General features: G+C 67.4%; 13 protein-coding genes. 6 read left to right on the forward strand and 7 right to left on the reverse strand.

Annotated features, from left to right (window positions below; all coding sequences use genetic code 11):
* Window positions 1-208: 208 nt before the first annotated feature.
* From B2R83_RS22185 to B2R83_RS22200, 4 genes are all read left to right on the forward strand, one after another.
* Window positions 209-2,335 carry a protein-disulfide reductase DsbD family protein gene (locus tag B2R83_RS22185; protein WP_292045074.1) on the forward strand — a complete coding sequence of 709 codons (2,127 nt, stop codon included), beginning with the start codon at window positions 209-211 and terminating at the stop codon, window positions 2,333-2,335.
* Window positions 2,336-2,381: 46 nt separating this feature from the next.
* A complete protein-coding gene (locus B2R83_RS22190; protein ID WP_292045076.1) occupies window positions 2,382-2,987 on the forward strand; it encodes a redoxin domain-containing protein in 606 nt (201 codons plus the stop codon).
* Between the two features lie 96 nt (window positions 2,988-3,083).
* Complete coding sequence (locus B2R83_RS22195) at window positions 3,084-3,983, forward strand: alpha/beta fold hydrolase (RefSeq protein WP_292045078.1); 900 nt, start codon at window positions 3,084-3,086, stop codon at window positions 3,981-3,983.
* A gap of 82 nt (window positions 3,984-4,065) precedes the next feature.
* On the forward strand, window positions 4,066-5,193 hold the full coding sequence (locus B2R83_RS22200) for an alpha/beta hydrolase family esterase (RefSeq protein WP_292045081.1): 1,128 nt from the start codon (window positions 4,066-4,068) through the stop codon (window positions 5,191-5,193).
* 55 nt (window positions 5,194-5,248) lie between these two features.
* Here B2R83_RS22200 and B2R83_RS22205 read toward each other — a convergent pair whose 3' ends face one another.
* Window positions 5,249-5,581: a four-helix bundle copper-binding protein gene (locus B2R83_RS22205; RefSeq protein ID WP_292045237.1), complete on the reverse strand. Its 333-nt coding sequence runs from the start codon at window positions 5,579-5,581 to the stop codon at window positions 5,249-5,251.
* 191 nt (window positions 5,582-5,772) lie between these two features.
* On the opposite strand from B2R83_RS22205, the gene B2R83_RS22210 reads away from it, so the two are divergent.
* The gene (locus B2R83_RS22210; protein ID WP_292045083.1) at window positions 5,773-5,904 is read left to right on the forward strand and encodes a hypothetical protein; all 132 of its coding nucleotides are present in this window, start codon (window positions 5,773-5,775) and stop codon (window positions 5,902-5,904) included.
* Window positions 5,905-5,996: 92 nt separating this feature from the next.
* Here the strand turns inward: B2R83_RS22210 and B2R83_RS22215 are convergent, their stop codons facing one another.
* The 3 genes from B2R83_RS22215 to B2R83_RS22225 all read right to left on the reverse strand — a co-directional run bounded on the left by B2R83_RS22215 (window position 5,997) and on the right by B2R83_RS22225 (window position 11,384).
* Window positions 5,997-7,322, reverse strand: coding sequence for a chloride channel protein (locus B2R83_RS22215; protein ID WP_292045085.1), 1,326 nt, complete (start codon window positions 7,320-7,322; stop codon window positions 5,997-5,999).
* A gap of 91 nt (window positions 7,323-7,413) precedes the next feature.
* Complete coding sequence (locus tag B2R83_RS22220) at window positions 7,414-7,665, reverse strand: hypothetical protein (RefSeq protein ID WP_292045087.1); 252 nt, start codon at window positions 7,663-7,665, stop codon at window positions 7,414-7,416.
* A gap of 173 nt (window positions 7,666-7,838) precedes the next feature.
* Entirely contained in the window at window positions 7,839-11,384 is a 3,546-nt protein-coding gene (locus B2R83_RS22225) for an indolepyruvate ferredoxin oxidoreductase family protein (protein ID WP_292045089.1), read from the reverse strand.
* Window positions 11,385-11,518: 134 nt separating this feature from the next.
* On the opposite strand from B2R83_RS22225, the gene B2R83_RS22230 reads away from it, so the two are divergent.
* Entirely contained in the window at window positions 11,519-11,986 is a 468-nt protein-coding gene (locus tag B2R83_RS22230) for an Lrp/AsnC family transcriptional regulator (RefSeq protein ID WP_292045091.1), read from the forward strand.
* Between the two features lie 17 nt (window positions 11,987-12,003).
* On the opposite strand, the gene B2R83_RS22235 is transcribed toward B2R83_RS22230, so the two are convergent.
* The 3 genes from B2R83_RS22235 to B2R83_RS22245 all read right to left on the reverse strand — a co-directional run bounded on the left by B2R83_RS22235 (window position 12,004) and on the right by B2R83_RS22245 (window position 17,607).
* Complete coding sequence (locus B2R83_RS22235) at window positions 12,004-13,314, reverse strand: DUF1593 domain-containing protein (protein ID WP_292045093.1); 1,311 nt, start codon at window positions 13,312-13,314, stop codon at window positions 12,004-12,006.
* Window positions 13,311-14,588, reverse strand: a complete 1,278-nt coding sequence (pelA, locus tag B2R83_RS22240) for a pectate lyase (protein ID WP_292045096.1) — start codon at window positions 14,586-14,588, stop codon at window positions 13,311-13,313. Before pelA ends, B2R83_RS22235 begins: the two co-directional genes overlap by 4 nt.
* Window positions 14,589-14,688: 100 nt before the next feature.
* A complete protein-coding gene (locus B2R83_RS22245; protein WP_292045098.1) occupies window positions 14,689-17,607 on the reverse strand; it encodes a TonB-dependent receptor domain-containing protein in 2,919 nt (972 codons plus the stop codon).
* Window positions 17,608-17,894: the final 287 nt, after the last annotated feature.

Consider the following 17,894-nt stretch of genomic DNA (forward strand, 5'->3'; position numbering starts at 1 on the left):
TCCGGAAACAAACTCGCAACAAAGTCGCCATCCTGCGGCTGATTCTTCGGCTTGGGTTCCTGCTAATATTGGTCGTCCCGCTGGCCTTGCTGTCCGGCCGCGGGCGCCAAATGCAGCGCTCTTCCAACGGGGAATAAGAAGATGGACGCCAGAACGCCAGCCTTGCTTGCCTGCACAGCCCTGCCCGCCAGCGCCCATGGACGCTGAGATGCGGCGTCCAGCTTTCCTGCCCGCTTTCCTTGCCTTCCTGGTGGCCGCCGTGCTCGCCTTCCATGGGGGCTGGGCGCAGGCCGCCTCCACGGCCGAGACCGGCCATGCGCGCGCCAGCCTGCTGGTGCACGCACCAGGCGGCATCAAGCCGGGGCTTGACGTCTGGCTGGGCCTGCGCATCGAGCACCAGCCGCGCTGGCATACCTACTGGCTCAACCCGGGCGACTCGGGCCTGCCCACCACCACGGCCTGGACCCTGCCGCCCGGATTCGCGGCCGGCGACATCGCCTGGCCGACACCGAAGCAGCTGCCGCTCGGTCCCCTGATGAACTACGGCTACGACGGCGACCTGCTGCTGCCGGTGCGCCTGACGGTGCCGCCCGGCTATGCGGGCGGCCCGGTTCCGGTGAAGCTGCGCGCCGACTTCCTCATCTGCGAAGAGGTATGCATCCCGGAATTCGCGGAACTGGACACCGTACTCGCGCCCGGCCCTGTGTCCACCCATGCCGCGCTGTTCCAGCGCGCCTTCGACAGCGCGCCGCGCGAGGTGCCCGGCCTGCAAGCCGCTGCCAGGATCGAAAACAATGCGCTGGTGATCGAGGCCCGGGGGCTGCCGCCCGCCTACCGCGGCCAAGCCTTGCAGCTGTTTCCTGCCAACGGCGGCGTGATCGACCACCCGGCGCCGCTGGCGCAGGAGTGGAAGGACGGGGAACTGGTGCTGCGCGCGCCCTTGTCGAGCCAGCGCAGCGACAGTCCGGCATCCATGGATGCGGTGATCACCGCGGGCCACCAGGCGCCCGGCATCCCCATCAGCTTCGCGATCGCGGGACCCTGGCCGACACCGGGTGCGGCCGAGGCGGCGGCGGCGCCAGCCGCGCCACCGGCATCCGTGCCGGTCGACAGCGGCGCCGAGCGTCCCTGGCTGGTGGTGCTCGCCTTCGCCTTCCTTGGCGGCGCCATCCTGAACCTGATGCCCTGCGTGTTCCCGGTGCTGTCGCTGAAGGTGCTCGGCTTCGCCCAGCATGGCGGCGAGCGCAAGCGCATCGTGGCGGGCGGCTTCGCCTACACCCTGGGCGTCGTCGCTTCCTTCCTGCTGCTGGCCGCGCTGCTGCTGGTCTTGCGCGCCAGCGGCGAGGGCCTGGGCTGGGGCTTCCAGCTGCAGTCGCCGCTGTTCGTGGCGGCGCTGGCCATCCTGTTCACGCTGATCGGCTTCAACCTGGCCGGCCTGTTCGAGTTCCGCCACATGCTCCCGAGCCGCATCCTGAATGCGCGCGCGCGCAACCCGGTGCTGGACGACTTCCTCACCGGCGTGCTGGCGGTGGCTGTGGCTTCTCCCTGCACCGCGCCCTTCATGGGGGCGGCCCTGGGCGCCGCCCTGGCCCAGCCCGCGCCGCAGGCGCTGTCGGTGTTTGCCGCGCTGGGCGCCGGCATGGCCGCGCCCTATCTCGCCGCCAGCCTGTTCCCCGGCCTGGCCCGTGTGCTGCCGCGCCCGGGTCCGTGGATGCTGCGCTTCAAGACCTTCATGGCCTTCCCGATGTTCGCCACCGTGGTGTGGCTGCTGTGGGTGCTCGGGCAGCAGGCCGGCGTCGACGCGGTCGTGGCCATCCTCGGCCTGATCGTGGCCGCCGCCTTCGGCGTGTGGGTGCTGGGCATCCCGGCGCGCAGCCATGCCGGGCGCTTTGCCGGCATCGGTGCCGCCGCCCTGGCATTCCTGGGCGCGGCTGCCTGGGCCTGGCCGGCGTTCCAGCATGGCCAGGCGAATGCGGCCACGGCCGAAGCGTCGGCCGGCTGGCAGGCCTGGTCGCCGCAGGCGGTGGCCCGGGCGCGCCAGCAGGGCCGGCCGGTCTTCATCGACTTCACCGCGGCATGGTGCGTGACCTGCCAGTACAACAAGCGCACCACCCTCGCCGACCCGGGACTGATGCGGGACTTCCAGGCGAAGGAGGTGCTGCTCCTGCGCGCCGACTGGACCCGGCGCGACGAAACGATCACGCAGGCGCTGAAGGAACTCGGACGCAGCGGCGTGCCGGTGTACGCGCTCTATCGCAAGGGCGCGCCGCAGCCGACGCTGTTGTCGGAACTGCCGAGTGTGGAGGAAGTCAGGCAGGCCCTCGCCGCGCCGTAACCGGAAGTTCAAGCAGTCCAACCAGACCAACCACCAGGAGGATTTCATGAAGCGCACCATCGCATTCTCGCTGTTCGCCGCCGGCCTGCTTCTCAATGGCAGCGCCCTCGCCGAAGCCGTGGTCGGCCAGCCCGCGCCCGCCTTCAAGGGCGTCGACGCCGCCGGCAAGCCGGTCTCGCTCGACCAGTACAAGGGCAAGTACGTGGTGCTCGAATGGGTCAACCCGGAGTGCCCCTTCGTCAAGAAGCACTACGACAGCGGCAACATGCCCACCGTCCAGAAGTACGCCGCCGACAAGGGCGTGGTCTGGCTGTCGGTCAGCACCAGCGCCGACGGCGACCACACCAAGAAGTCGGCCGCCATCAACGACTGGGTCAAGGCGAAGAAGGCCATGCCCGCGGCCACCATCATGGACACGGGCGGCGCCATCGGCAAGGCCTACGGGGCGCGCACCACCCCGCACATGTACCTGATCGACCCGAGCGGCAAGCTGGTGTACGCCGGCGCGATCGACAGCAAGCCGAGCGCCAATCCGGCCGACATCAAGAGCTCGACCAACTACATGGTGCAGGCGATCGACGAATCCCTGGCCGGCAAGCCCCTGAGCCAGGCCGTCACCAAGCCCTACGGCTGCTCGGTGAAGTACGGCTGATTCATGCGACTCAGATAATGTGCCGCAGGGGCCCGCCATGCCTGGCGGGTACTGCTATGATGATTCCCAATATTTAAAAACAACAAGGGGATCCTCATGCGTCGCACCTCGCTTTCACGCCGCAGCCTGCTGGCCGCGGCAGCCTTCGCCGCCTTCCTGCCGCTCGCCAGCGCCCTGGCCGCGCCCTTCGAATCGACGCGCATCACGGTGCGCACCGAGGGTTCGGGCCCCGACGTGGTCCTGATCCCCGGTCTGAACTCCTCGCCGCGCGCCTGGGCCTCGACCGTGGCCGCGGTAAAGGGCTACCGCTACCACCTGGTGCAGGTGTCGGGCTTCGCCGGCCAGCCGGCGGGCGGCAACACCGAAGGCAAGGTGGCGGCGCCGGTGGCCGACGAGATCGCGCGCTACATCAAGGAGGCCGGCCTGAAGCAGCCGGCCGTGATCGGGCATTCGATGGGCGGCACCATGGGCATGATGCTGGCGGCGCGCCATCCGGAAGCGCTGTCGCGCCTGATGGTGGTGGACATGTACCCTTACCTGGGCAACTTCTTCGCCGGTCCAGGCGCGCCGCCCGAGCAGGTCGAGGCGGTCGCGAACGCGGTGATGGCGAGCATCCGCAACGCCAGCCCCGAGCAGCGCGCCAGGAACACCAGCGACACCATCGTCGGCATGGTCAACACCGAGTCCATGCGCGCCGGCGCCATCTCCGACTCGGCCGCCAGCGACCTGGACGTCAGCAGCCGCGCCTACCGCGAGCTGATCGTGACCAACCTGATCCCGGAGCTGGACAAGATTACCAAGCCGGTCACCGTGCTCTACGTGCAGCCGAAGACCGTGCCGATCCCGGCCGAGCAGTTCGACTTCGCCTACAAGAGCGCCTATGCGCCGGTGAAGAACCTGACCCTGAAACGCATTCCGGACAGCGCCCACTTCATCATGTGGGACCAGCCGCAGCGTTTCCAGGGCGAGGTAAAGGCTTTCCTCGCCGCGCCCTGATCCAGCCTGCGCGTACGCCAGCGCACGGAGCGCGCGCCCCGAGACGGTTATATTGCACTGCAACATAGCTTACAGATGCAATATGGTCAAACTTGCCCCCGGGGTGCGCCTGCTCCGCAGCCTGAGCCGCGCCGCCAAGGCGCAACAATCGCTGGCCGCGACGCTGCTGGGCGCGTTCGCGCCGGCGCCGCAAAAGCCGGCTTCCAGACGCAGCACTTCCCGACCCGCGCCGCGGGAGAATCGTGCGCTTGAAGCCGGCGCGCCCGGCCGATGGCTGGAGGCACAGTTCCCCCTGCCGCCGCAGCCGGGACAGGCGTCCGCACAAACCATGTCTTACTGGCTCTACCTGCCGCGCCACGTGCCCGAGAGCGTGACGCGGCACGGCTGGCCATTGGTCGTGATGCTGCACGGCTGCCACCAGAGCGCCGTCCAGTTTGCAGAAGGCACGCGCATGAACCGCCTCGCGGAAGAAAAAGGCTTCGCCGTGCTCTACCCGCAGCAAGAACGGCAGGCGCAGCGGCAGCGCTGCTGGCGCTGGTATGACCGCGACACCCAGCAGGGCGGCGGCGACACCATGGCGCTGGCCGCACTGGTCGACGCGGTGTGCACGCGGCACCCGATCGACCGCCGCCGCATCTATGCCTGCGGCCTGTCCGCCGGCGCCGGCATGGCGGCCGTGCTGGCCCTGAACCATCCCGAGCTGTTCGCCGCCGTCGGCCTGCATTCCGGTCCCGTCTTCGGCGCCGGGCACAGCCCGATCGGCGCCATGCACGTCATGCGCCACGGCGCTCCCTTGCAGGCCGATGCGGCCATCCGCGCCGTACTGGAGCGCCGTATCGCGGATGGCATGGAGGCGCCGATGCCGCCGATGCCGGCGCTGATGATCCAGGGCGAGGAAGACCGGGTGGTGCGACCGATCAACCAGTTCGAGCTGGCGCGCCAGTGGCTCCAGTTGAACGGTTTGCCGGCAGGTCCGGCGACACGGATCGCGCAGAAACCTGCGGGACGGGGCGGCCGCCGCAATGCCCATGAAATCCACGACCACCTGGCCGGTTCCAAGCTGCTGCTGCGCGTGGTCCGCATCGCCGGCCTGGGTCACGCCTGGAGCGGCGGCGATCCGGCCCTGAAGTTCAATGCAGAGGCAGGACCGGATGCAAGCCGCATGATGCTCGACTTCTTCGGCAGGCACCGGCGCCAGGCGCGGCTATGAGAAGCGCGGTTTTCCCGTAGAGCGGCCGCCGTAGCGCAGCAGCTTGCGCGCCCGTTCACGCGGAAGCCATCGCATGGCAGGCGTCCGCGCAGCGGCGGCACGCAGCGGCGCATTGCTGGCAATGCTCCATCTGGTGCTTTGCGCACTCGTCGGCGCAGGCAGCGCACACGTCAGCGCACTGGCGGCACAGGGCTGCGGCGAATTCGCTGCCGCGCGCCATGAAGCCGGAAGCGAGCCGGCAGATCTGGGCGCAGTCCATGTCCAGTGCAATGCAACGCGCCATCATCTTGACATCGTCCTCGCCCAGGCAGGCGCTTGCGCATTGGTCGCATGCGGTCGCGCAGGCGTCGCAGGCATCGATGCACTCTTGAAATCGTTCGTGAGCCATATGTCCTCCATGAGAAAAGCTGGCAACGCGAGACCTCGGCAGCAGTGTGCCGGCCTGCGCCGTGATTCGATACATTTGCACAAACAGATTACGCGCCTGGCGTCGCAGCCGGCACACGTTACCGGCGTTCATTGCTAATGCCTCTCAATCACGGGGCGCTCGTTTCCAACCTGCATACCAAGAGAAGCCGCATGCAATCGAGGGACTGCATTGCCGACATTTGGGGCCAACGCAGCCCCAACGAGGGCGAGGACCGCTGGCCGGTCCGGGTCGACCAGCGTAGCCTGGATGAGCCCGAGCGCTGGGTGCAGTCGCCCACCTGATCGGCCGGCTGTGCGCACTGAGCAAGCCACGCGCAGCCCGCTCGACGGCTACGAAGGACAGGACTGAAGCGGATCTGCGCGGCGCCGGACTGTCAGCGCGGCGGCCGCGGCGGCAACTGGATCGCGGCCAGCGCTCCGTACAAGGGCGGGCTCCAGACCCGCGACACGGTGCTGGCCACCACCGCGCAAGCCATCAGGCTCAGCACCATGCTATGGCCGTCGACCATTTCCATGACGATGATGAAGGCAGTCAGGGGCGCCTGGGTGGCAGCGGCCAGGAAGCCGACCATGCCAAGCGCGATCAGGGCCGCCCCATGCGGGTAGCCTGTCAGCAGCGCGATGTCGTGCCCGAGCGCGGCGCCGATCGACAGGGAAGGCGCGAATATCCCGGCCGGCACGCCGGACCATGCCGTCAGCCAGGTCGCGATGAACTTGAGCAGCACGAATACCGGCGGCAGGCTGGCTTCATTCTCGAGCAAGGCGCGGGTGGTCTCGTTGCCGCTACCATAGGTGGCCCCGCCGCTGATGGCGCCGATGGCCGCCACCAGCAAGCCGCAGCCGGCTGCGAACCAGACCGGATGGCGCGCCCGCAGACGCGTCGGCCAGTCGGGCGACGCGCCGCGCAAGGAAGTCAGCAGCAGGCGCGCAAACAGTCCGCCCGCGCAACCGCTGGCCAGGGCCGCGAGCAGGCCCGGCCCCAGCAGGGACAGGCCGATCGGGCCGGGGTGGATGACCCCGAAATGGGTGCCGTTGCCGTACACGGATACCGCGATCAGGCCGGCCAGCACAATGCCGGCCACGATCAGGCCGCTGTTGCGCTGTTCCGGCGCACGCGACAATTCCTCGATGGCGAACATGATCCCCGCCAGCGGGGTGTTGAAGGCGGCCGCGATCCCGGCGGCGCCCCCCGCCACCAGCAGGGAGTGGGCGCTGACGCCACTGCCGCGCGGCAGCCAGCGGCGCGCCCCCAGCATCACGCCGGCAGCAATCTGGACCGATGGTCCCTCGCGCCCGAGCGACATGCCGCCCAGCAGGCCGGCCGAGGTCAGTGCGATTTTCGCAATGCTCAGCCGCAAGGAGACCAGCAGGGGGCGGCGCCCGCCCGACAGCGCGGGGTCCAGCGCCGCCATGACTTGCGGGATGCCGGAGCCGGCCGCGCCGCGTGCGTAGCGCCGCGTGACCCAGACGATCGCAGCACAGCACAGCGGTGTCCACAGCAGCGGTGCCCACCACCCGTTTGCTGCCAGGTCACGGAACAATCCGAATGCCCCTTCTGCCAGCCAGGTGAAGGCCACGACGACCAGTCCCGCCAGGGCCGCCATGCTGACCACGACGATACGCGTGCGCCAGAGATTAGGAGAAACGAACTCACGCTGGAATGCGGAGCGGACGTCGTGAGAAGAAGGGTCGGGTGACATGGCGGGCACGATAGGATCGAGCGCCCATTATAAATGCATTTGTACGAATGCATTTTCACCGAAGGGGCTCAGCTTCAGCCGACTCCCGGACTCAGATGAACGGCCAGTTCAGGATGCGCTTCAGGTGCAGGACCGTGCGGGTGGCAATGTAGCCGAAGGCGAAAGCGAATGCCAGCAGGCTCCAGGCGTCCCCCAGCACCGCCAGCCAGGCGCCGCCGACGGTGGCGGCGGCGACCAGCACCATCAGCCAGAGTTCGATGCTGAGAAAAAAGCTGGCGGCTTCGCGCCAGACGCGCACTAGTAGCGCGAGGGCTTCCTTGAAGGTCTTGATGTCGTGGCCCATGATCGTATTCGCAAGATGGCAATGATAAAAATGAAAAAACGCTGCCGTAAATGCAAATCGCCGGCAGGTGCCGGCGATTTGGGGTTATGTTGCGGTGCATTATAACCGAGTTCGCGAGTTTTGCCTGACAGCATCATCCTCCACCAGGCATGCGCGCGCGAACTTGCGCGATTTCAACGATCCATGCGCACCAGCGCAACTTCCTTCATCTGCTCCTTCATGTGCTTCTTGAAGGCCTGCAGCAGGCGGGCCGTCTCCGCCCTGGCGCCCTCCAGGTTAGCCGCCTTGACGTGTCCATAGCCGCGGATCGACTCCGCCACCTGGGCCAGCTTGAGCGCCGCCGCACGGTTTTCCAGCGTCAGCTCCGTGGCCAGCATGTCGACCAGCGCAAAATAGTCGCTGCGCAGCCGGCGCTCGGCGCGGCGCTCGTGGGTATAGCCGAAGACGTCGAAGGCGGTGCCGCGCAAGACCTTCAGCGGCGCCAGCATGCGGAAGGCCGAGCGCATCCACGGGCCGAAGCGCATCTTGGCAGGGATGTCCGTGCCCGGCTTCTTCCTGGCCAGCAGCGGCGGCGCCAGGTGGTACTCGACCCGGAAGTCGCCCTCGAACTGCTCCTTCAAGCCTTCCAGGAAGCCGGTCTGCGTGTGCAGGCGCGCCACTTCGTATTCGTCCTTGTAAGCCATCACCTTGAACAGCGATCGGGCGACCGCCTTGGCCACTGCACGCTTCGACGCCGGACCCTCGATCTCGACTTCGCGCGCTTCAACCTTCGCCACGGCGGCGCGGTACTGCTGGGCGTAGGCAGCGTTCTGGTACTGCGTCAGCCAGTCGGCGCGCAACGCCACCAGTTCCTCGAGCGAGCTTGGCGGCGTGAACTGCACCACCTTGGCCGGCTGCGCCAGGCGTGCGGCGGCCTTTTCGTCGGCGGCCACCAGGCGGCCCAGCATGAAGGCCTTCTTGTTCATCTCGACGGCCACGCCGTTCAGTTCGATCGCGCGGTTCAATGCCTCCAGGCCGACCGGCACCAGTCCCAGCTGCCAGGCCACGCCCATCATGAGGATGTTGGCGCCGATCGGGTCGCCCAGCACGCTGCTGGCGAGCTGCTGGGCGTTCAGGCGTAGCGTCGGGCCGCCGGCGTCCTGGATCTTGGCCAGCAGCTCGTCCTTGCGGATGTCGGCGTCGGGATCGCGCGTGAACTCGGCGGTCGGGGTCTCGTTCTCGTTGGCGACCACGCGGGTATGCCCGCGCCGCATCACGGCCAGCGCGTCCGGCATCGCCGCCACCACCAGGTCGCAGGCCAGCAGGGCGTCGGCCTGCTGCAGGTCGATGCGGACCTGGTGCAGCAAGCGCGGCGACGGGGCCAGCCGCACGTGCGACATCACCGCCCCGCCCTTCTGCGCGAAGCCCATGAAGTCCAGGGTCGAGGCGCCCTTGCCTTCCAGGTGGGCGGCCATCGTGATCAGGGCGCCGACCGTGACCACGCCGGTGCCGCCGACGCCCGCCACCAGCATCTCGAAGGGCTTGTCGAAGGAGTAGCTGGCGGGCAGCGGATAGGCGGCCAGCATGCTTTCCAGCTGGCGCAGTTCGAGCGCGGCGGTGGCCGGCTTCTTGAGCTGGCCGCCGATGACGGACACGAAGCTCGGGCAGAAGCCTTCCGCGCACGAATAGTCCTTGTTGCAGGAAGCCTGGTCGATTCTCCGCTTGCGGCCCAGCGGGGTCTCGAGCGGCAGGATCGACAGGCAGTTCGACTGCACGCCGCAGTCGCCGCAGCCTTCGCACACCGCCGGGTTGATCACCATGCGGCGCGGCGGGTCGGGGAAGACGATGTTGTCCGGCTTGTTCTTCTTGCGGCGGCGGCGCTTCTCGGCGGCGCAGGTCTGGTCGTAGACCAGCACCGTGACCCCGGGCGTGTCGCGCAGCCGGCGCTGGATGGCGTCCAGTTCGTCGCGGTGGTGCACCGCCACCCCGGCCGGCAGGGTGACGCCCCCGTAGTTCTCCGGCTGGTCGGTGACGACCACCGCCTCCACCGCGCCTTCGCTGAGCACCTGCTGCAGGATCTGCGGGACGGAGAGCTTGCCGTCAACCGGCTGGCCGCCGGTCATGGCCACCGCGTCGTTGTACAGGATCTTGTAGGTGATGTTGGCGCGCGCCGCCACCGCCTGGCGGATCGCCAGCGAGCCCGAATGGTAATAGGTGCCGTCGCCCAGGTTCTGGAACACGTGCTTCTCGCGCGAGAAGCGCGAGGCCGCGACCCAGGGCACGCCCTCGCCGCCCATCTGGGTCAGCGTGAAGGTATCGCGCTTCATCCAGCTGGCCATGAAGTGGCAGCCGATGCCGGCCAGCGCGCGGCTGCCTTCGGGCACCCGGGTCGAGGTATTGTGCGGGCAGCCCGAGCAGAAGTAAGGGGTGCGCTTGATCGCGTCGGCGCCGTTGGACAGCACCTCGGCGCGGCAGAACTGCGGCAGGAACTCTTCGAGGCGCAAGGCGGGCAGCTTCGGCCCCAGCCAGCGCACCAGGGTCGGCGCGATGCGCGAAGGGCGCAGCTCGCCCAGCTGCGAGAGCAGCGGCTGGCCGGCAGTATCTGTCTTGCCGAGCACCTGCGGACGCTGCTCCGGCGCCAGGTTGTACAGCAGGCTCTTGAGCTGGCCTTCGATGACGTCGCCCTTCTCTTCCACCACAAGCACTTCCTGCAGGCCATGGGCAAACGCATGCAGGCGGGTGCGCTCCAGCGGGAAGGTCAGGCCCGGCTTGTACAGGCGCAGGCCGAGTCCTTCGAGCTGGTCGAGGCCGAGGCCCAGGCGGGCAAAGGCTTCCAGCAGGTCGAGGTAGGCCTTGCCGGCCGCGATGATACCCAGCTTCGCTTCTGGTGCGGCGACCACCAGCTTGTCGATCGAGTTCACGGCCGCGAAGGCGTGCACGGCCTGCAGCTTGTCGGCCACGCGCTGTTCGATCGCCAGGCTGGGCAGGTCGGGCCAGCGGTAGTGCAGGCCATCCGCGGGCGGCACGTAGTTTTCCGGCGTCCTGAAACCGGGGGGCGCGGGCAGTTCGACGACCGCGCCGCCTTCCACGGTCTCGGAGATCGCCTTGAAGCCGACCCAGGCGCCGGAAAAGCGCGACAGCGCCCAGCCGTACAGGCCGAACTCCAGGTATTCCTCGATATTCGCCGGATTCAGGACCGGCATGCCCCAGGCCATGAAGGCATGGTCGCTCTGGTGCGGCATCGACGAGGACACGCAGCCGTGATCGTCGCCGGCGATCACCAGCACGCCGCCCAGGGGCGAGGAGCCATACGCATTGCCGTGCTTGAGCGCGTCGCCGGCGCGGTCCACGCCCGGGCCCTTGCCGTACCACATGGCGAACACGCCATCCACGGTGCGGTTCGGGTCGCCCCCGACCTGCTGCGAGCCCAATACGGCGGTGGCGCCGAGTTCCTCGTTGATGGCGGCGAGGAATTCGATGGCGTTCTGCTGCAGGATCCTGGAGGCGCGCCAGGCTTCCTGGTCGACCGCGCCCAGCGGCGAGCCGCGGTAGCCCGAGATGAAGCCGCCGGTGTTCAGGCCGGCGCGCTCGTCCAGGGCCTTTTGCATGAGCGGCAGCCGGATCAGGGCCTGGGTGCCGGTCAGGAACACGCGGCCCTGCTCACGCTTCAGGTTGTCGTCCAGCCGGTAGGCAGGGTCGGCCAGCGCCGCCCCGCCGACTTCCTCGTGCATCGATCCCATCTATTGTCTCCACTGTGCCAGCCCTGCAGGGCTTGTTCATAGTGAAAGATGATAGTCAATGCCGGGGAATTAAGTTTTCTAACTTACCGGGCTTTGGTGCAGAATAGGTAAATTATTTCTATAATTGACATCCAATGGAAAAATCCTACCTTGACGCAGCGTCAATGCGCATCCTGCGCGAGCTGCAGCAGGACGGCCGCCTGTCCGTCAACGAACTGGCCGAACGGGTCGGCATGTCGGCCTCGCCCTGCTGGCGGCGCCAGAAGGAACTCGAAGAGCACGGCTACATCCGCCGCTACGCCGCGCTCCTCGACCGCCGCAAGCTCGACCTCGGCCTGGTGTGCATGCTGCACGTGTCCCTGACGCGGCACGAGGCCGGCGTGGTCGAGGCCTTCGAGGCGCAGATGCGGGCCTGCCGCGAAGTGATGGAGTGCTACGAAATGACGGGGACCTCGGACTACATCGTCAAGCTCATGGTCGCCAACATGGATGCCTACCACGACCTGCTGCACAACGTGCTGCTCAAGCTGCCGGGCGTGTCGCAGCTGAACACGAGCGTCGCGCTGCGCGAGGTGAAGTACGAGACGGCCTTGCCCTTGTGAGGCACCCTACTCCGGCTTCAGGGTGACTGTCTAGGCGCCTGCGCTCGGCGCAGGCGTGCAGCGAAATCGCGCAAGAAAGCTGCGCGCCAGCGGCTGACCGTCTTCGCACCCTGGTGCATGCCTTCCGCCAGCCGCGGATCGGGGTCGTCGGTCCACCATTTCGGATACCTGCTGGACGGCCGGCGCGCCAGTTCCGGCGCCGCCATGCGCGAGGTGAAGCCGCCCGCCTGCCCGTCCAGTCCCGGATGCTTGCTGGCGATCCGGTAGCTCCAGGTCTTGTCTTCCTTGGGCGAGAACAGGAAGCGCCAGGAACCGTCCGGCTGCGGGAAGCCCGGGAATTCCTGCTTGTCCACCTGAAGGCTGGCCCGGGCGCCGGCCGGTGCCTTGCCCGCGGGACGGTAGTTCAGCTCCATGATGGCGAAGGTCTCGACCACGTCCCGCGTGCTCGGCGGCGCATCGAAGACGACGCGCGGGCGCTCCCAGGCCCGCACGAAGCTGCCGCCCCAGCCCCCGGCGGTCGGATCCTCCGGATTCGCGCCCATCACATAGGTCAGCGAGGGCGTGTCGCCCATCTTGACCAGCGGCGCGATGCCGGCGAAGTAGTCGCCCAGCGCGCCCACGCCCTTGACGTGGCGTTCCACGAAGGCGCGGTTATCCAGGTCGCCCTGCTGGTCGCCGCCGCTGAACCAGCCGCGGTAGGTCGAATTGTTCTCGATGATCCAGAGATCGGGGTGTTCGCGCGCCAGGTAGTCGTAGGACGCGTTCGACCACTTCTTGTTCGGACCGCCGGTCATGTACACGCGCAGCCTGGGCTTGATGTCCGGCGCATCGTGCAGTGCCTGGGCCAGGTCTTCGAAGCCGCCCCACAGCAGGACCCAGAGCGGGCGCGGGTCCGGCAGGCGAGCGCGCTCGACGATCCAGTTCGACCCTTCGGTCGGCTGGCCCCAGCCGGGCGGCGGCGCCAGGTCCAGGCCGCCCTGCTTCGAGATGCTGCGCAGGGTGGCCGGGCTCGGATAATCCGCCGACCAGGTCTTCAGGTTCGGATAGTCCTTCTCGTAGGCATCGATGATGGCGAGCAGATGGCGCTTGCGGTCGCGTCCCTCGCCCCATGGCGAAGCCAGCATGCCTTCCAGCTCGATCATGTCGGCGTACAGCAGCAGGTGGACCAGCGACTGGAAGTCGTCGTAGTCGGTGCCGCCGATGTCGGTGGAGACGATGACACGGGGTTTCGGTGCAGGGGCGGCGCTCCTCGAAGGCGGCAGCGCGCAGGCGGACAGCGGCAGGGACATGGCGAGCAAGGCAAGCAGGCGGCGTCGGTTCGTCTTCATTCGGCACCTCCCGGATACTGCACGGACCAGGCGGCGTAACGCTCGATCGCCCGGGATGGAACCGTCCCGAACCATGCATAACCGTTGCGGCGCTCGATGTGCAGTTCGTTGACGTCGTCGTGGACGCTGCGGTCGCGGTCGCCGAACACGGGCTTCATGCTACGCGCATCGTAGTAGCGCGCCCAGATCTCCCCCGCTCCCGGCGCAGGCAGCAGCATTCTTCCACGCTCGGGCGTGGTCGACTTCCAGGCGACATCGCGCAGCGCCACCGAGCGCAGCCAGGCTACGCCACCATGTACCGCTTCCTGCACTTCGCCCGGCGGGTCAGAAAGGCGCATCATCAGCAGGAGCACGCTCGTGGTTTCGGGCGTGGCCAGGGCGGCCGGTTCGAAATTACGCGCTCCGGCAAGCTCCAGCGTCAGGGCATCGAACTGCTGACCCCAGCCGGTCTTCCTTCCGCCTTGCGTCTGCTGGGTCGCGACAAACATCCTGACGGCGCGCTGGACTGCAGACTTTGCTTCTTCGACCTGCGTGGCCGGCACGAACGCAAAGTCGCTCCGCCCTTCTCCGACGTCCATCAACAGGTTCACGACCCGCGCCATGGCGTCGTCGTTCAGGGTGACCGCATCGTGGTAGCCGCCCTGCAGCGGATAGATCTGCGGGAAGCCGCCATTGGGATACTGGGAACTCAGGAGATAACGCAGGCCCTTGAGGAAGCCGGCGCGATAGGGCCCGCCCCTCGTTCCCGGCAGCTGCGCCTGGACCCGCGCCAGGAAGCGCAACTCGTTGGTGGTGGCGCCGTTGTCGATGGTGCCGACGTAGGTCCAGTTCGTCCTGCCTTGCCGCTCTTCTCCAGGCACCCAGTGCTCGCCTGGGCGGCGCGGCGCCCCGCCACGGTCGACGTTCTTGCCCCATCCGCCGGCAGGCGTCTGGAAACTGAGGATGTTGTCCGCCACCCGCAAGGCTTCAGGCCCGCCATACCACGCAGCCGGTCTGCGCAGTAACATGCCGCCTTCCGGCGCATCGGCGTGCGGGCGTTCCGGCGTGGCCGACAATCCGGCGCGTTCCGCGCGCAGCGCAGCCTTGTCCGCCTCCATCAGCGCACGCGAGCGCGTGAGGTAGGCCGTCCATTCGGCGCGCTGCGCCTCGGGCAGCGCGCCGATGCGCGCCTCGCTCAGGGGCTGGGCCGGCGTCATGTGCGAAAGGATCGCCGGCTGGCAGATCGCGGGAAGCGCCAGGCACAGGGCGCCCAGCGTGGTTGCAGATCGTCGCATGATGGTGTTGTCCACAAAAACAAGGCGGCACGGGCGTGGATCTTCCCGCCCGTGCCGCCGATGCGCAGGCATGGCGCCTGCGCGACTCCAAGCTGTCGGCTTAGAACTTGTACTCGACCGACATGCGGTAGACACGGCCCATCATGTCCGCCAGGCTGGTCAGGTAACCGCCGCTGTAGATCGTGTTGGCGGTCAGCGGTGGCCACTCTTCCGTGATGTTGTTCACGCCCAGCGACACGGTGGTGTTCTTGATGCCGGTATAGCGCACGTTCAGGTTGAACTGGCTATACGATTCCACTTCGGTCAGGTTCGATCCCGCACGCGGAGTCAGGTCGGTCAGCGCGGTGTTGAAACGCTGCGACAGGGTGGCGCGCCACGGGCCGGTGCTGTAGGTTACCGCCGCGGTGTACTTCCAGCGCGGGTTCACCTGCGGCATGCCGGCCAGGCCCGAGTTCGGACCGGCGCTGCCGAAGCGGCCGTCGTTGGTGATGATGCCGACGTTGCTGTTCCATGCGCCGCCCGCCTCGCTCTGGAACTCGTACTTGTGGTACCAGGTCGCATCGAGTTTCGCATCGAAGGTGCCGAAGCTGGTCTTCGGGAAGCGGTAGCTGCCCGAGAAGTCGGCGCCGCGGATGCGGGTCTGGCCACGGTTGGCCTGGCTGGCGATGATGTAGTCGATGGTGCCATCGGCGCGGCGGTTGATGACGCTCTCGTACTTGGCCGGGTTCTGCTGGATCTCGGCGATCGAGACCGCGCCCAGCACGTCACGCAGCTTCAGGCCCCAGTAGTCGACCGTCAGCGACAGGTTCTTGATCGGCTCCAGGCCGATGCCGATGTTGAAGCCGCGCGACTTCTCCGGCTTCAGGTGGCTGTTGTTGGGCGACTTGGTCCAGTAGTTGGTCAGGACGTTGCAGACCTGGTCGGCGGTATAACCTGCCGACGGGGTGCCGGTGCCCGGCTCCAGCGGACGGGTGCTGCGGCACAGGACCGGATCGTCCATCAGCTGGCTGCGCACTTCCGGGGTCGGGTTCTGGATGTCCATGATCGACGGCGCGCGGAAGCCGCTCGAGACCGAGGCGCGCAGCACCATTTCCTGCATCGGCGCCCAGCGGGTCGCCAGCGCCGGGTTCACCGTGGTCTGGTCCAGGTCGTCGTAGCGGTCGGCGCGGACCGAACCGTTGACCAGCCAGGTCTTGGTGATCGGTGCATCGACCTCGAACATCAGCGAAGAGATCTTGCGCTTGAGCTTCTTGGCCACGCCCTGCGGGGTCTCACCCACCAGATCGGATTGCACCACGTTGCCGGAAGCGTCGATGTTGTAGCTGCCGTCGGCACGCTTGTACACGAAGTCGAGCGGCGCGTTGTGGGTGCGCGCCGAGTCTTCGCGCAGTTCACCCGACACCGCCAGCACCATGTCGCCGCCGCCGAGCGTCCAGACCGGACGGGTGACGGTGGCGTCGATGCTCTTGTTGAAGGCCTTGTTCAGGCGATAGGTGTAGTCCTCGGCCTGGATGCTGCGCAGGTAGGCCAGTCCGGCGGCGTCCTGCGGGCCGAACGGATTCAGGATGCCCTGGTCGAAGCCGGCCTGCGCCTTGCTGTACAGGATGTAGCCTTCGCCCACGCGGGTGTCGCGCTTGGAACGGCCATAGTTCGCGCCGAGACGGTAGTCCCAGCCCATCACGTCGCCTTCGAGCGACAGCACGACGCGGTCGTTGCCCTGCTCGTCGTTGCGGTAGGCCGGTCCGAGTTCGCCCGGGCCCCACTGGAAGTAGATGGTGCGGTTGTTCATGTTCAGCGGCGTTGCCGTGCCCGGGGTCTTGGCCGGGTCGATGAACATGGCCGGGGTGTTGGCGCCGGTGTTGCTGCCCACCACCTGCGGCAGCGGCGTGATGCCCTTGCCCGGGTAGAAGCGGCTGGTGGCCGGCATCGAGTAAGTGGTGAACGGCTGGGTCGCGTTCGGCACCTGCATGCCGCGGAACTTCTGCACGGTGAACGCGGAATGCAGCACGTCGAGGTCGAGCTTGTGGCCGCCCGCCAGGTTCCAGCTGACGCGGCCAGCGACGGTGGTGATTTCGCTGCCGTCGGTCACGGCGTTCCAGAACAGCGGATTGCGGATACAGCCCGGCGCGTAGACCGGCGGGGTCGCCAGGCTGTTGTTGCCGAGGGTCTGCAGCGACCATGGCGAATCGCAGCCGGTGGCGAAATTCGGGTTGTAGTTCGAGTTGGCGTTGCGGGCGAAGCCGAAGTTGGCCAGCGGGTTCGGGTTGCGCGCGTCCGGCGTGATGCCCAGGCCCAGGCTGCGCAGCACGGCCGGGTCATGCTGTTCCGGACGGTCGCCCTGGAACAGCGCATCCTTCTTCTGGTGGTCGATGGCGATGTAGGCGTTCCAGCCTTCCTCGCCCAGGTCGCCCCAGCCGAAGATGCCGCTGATGCTCTTGGTACGGCCGCCGCCGCTCAGTTCGGGACGGGCGTATTCGGCCTTGACCGCGCCGCCCTGGTAGCCGCGCTTGGTCCAGTAGTTCTGGACGCCGCCGATGGCGTCGGCGCCGTAGATCGAGGCGCCACCGCCGTTCAGGGTCTCGACGCGCTCCAGCGCCATGCGCGGGATCACGTTGACGGAAACGTACTGGTCCTGCAACGGCTCGTTCGCCAGGCGGCGGCCGTTCAGCAGGGTCAGGGTGCGCATCGGGCCAAGGCCGCGCAGGTTGGTCACCGGACCGGCCGCGCCGGAGTTGGTGCCGAGCGACAGCGATTGCGGCTGCTCCAGCACGAAGTCCTTGAGTTCGGTATGGCCGCGGGCTTCCAGTTCCTGGGCCTTGACGGTGGTGACGGGATTCGTGCCCTCGTCGTCGACACGGCGGATCAGCGAGCCGGTCACCACCACCGCCTGCACGGCTGGCGTTGACGACGGGGCTTCGGTGTTCTGAGCCTGCGCGTGGGCCGCCAGCTGGAACAGCGCCAGGCTAACTGCGCTTGCCAGTTGGGCTCGGCGTGGGGTGGGAACAAAGGTCGGGTTCATTCACGTCTCCTATCTTTTTTCTTAAGATTGATATGACCACACTACTGATTGGCCAGGCCACTTGGAGCGAAGTCCACAGGGCTGCCGTCAAATCCTGACGCTGTCTTTGCAGGTTTTACAAGAAGTGATATGACCGGATTATAAATTGGTCAGGCCACTTTGTTGCAACAAATATTTACGGCGTATACTGATCAGCTTGCAAATAATGTTGAGTTGACAATAATTTGTTGCAATTATCTAACGAATTTCCATTGGAACGTCGGTTTTCCCGCTCAAATTGTTCGACC

This window comes from Massilia sp. UBA6681, assembly GCF_002454935.1.
Lineage (GTDB): Bacteria > Pseudomonadota > Gammaproteobacteria > Burkholderiales > Burkholderiaceae_D > Telluria > Telluria varians.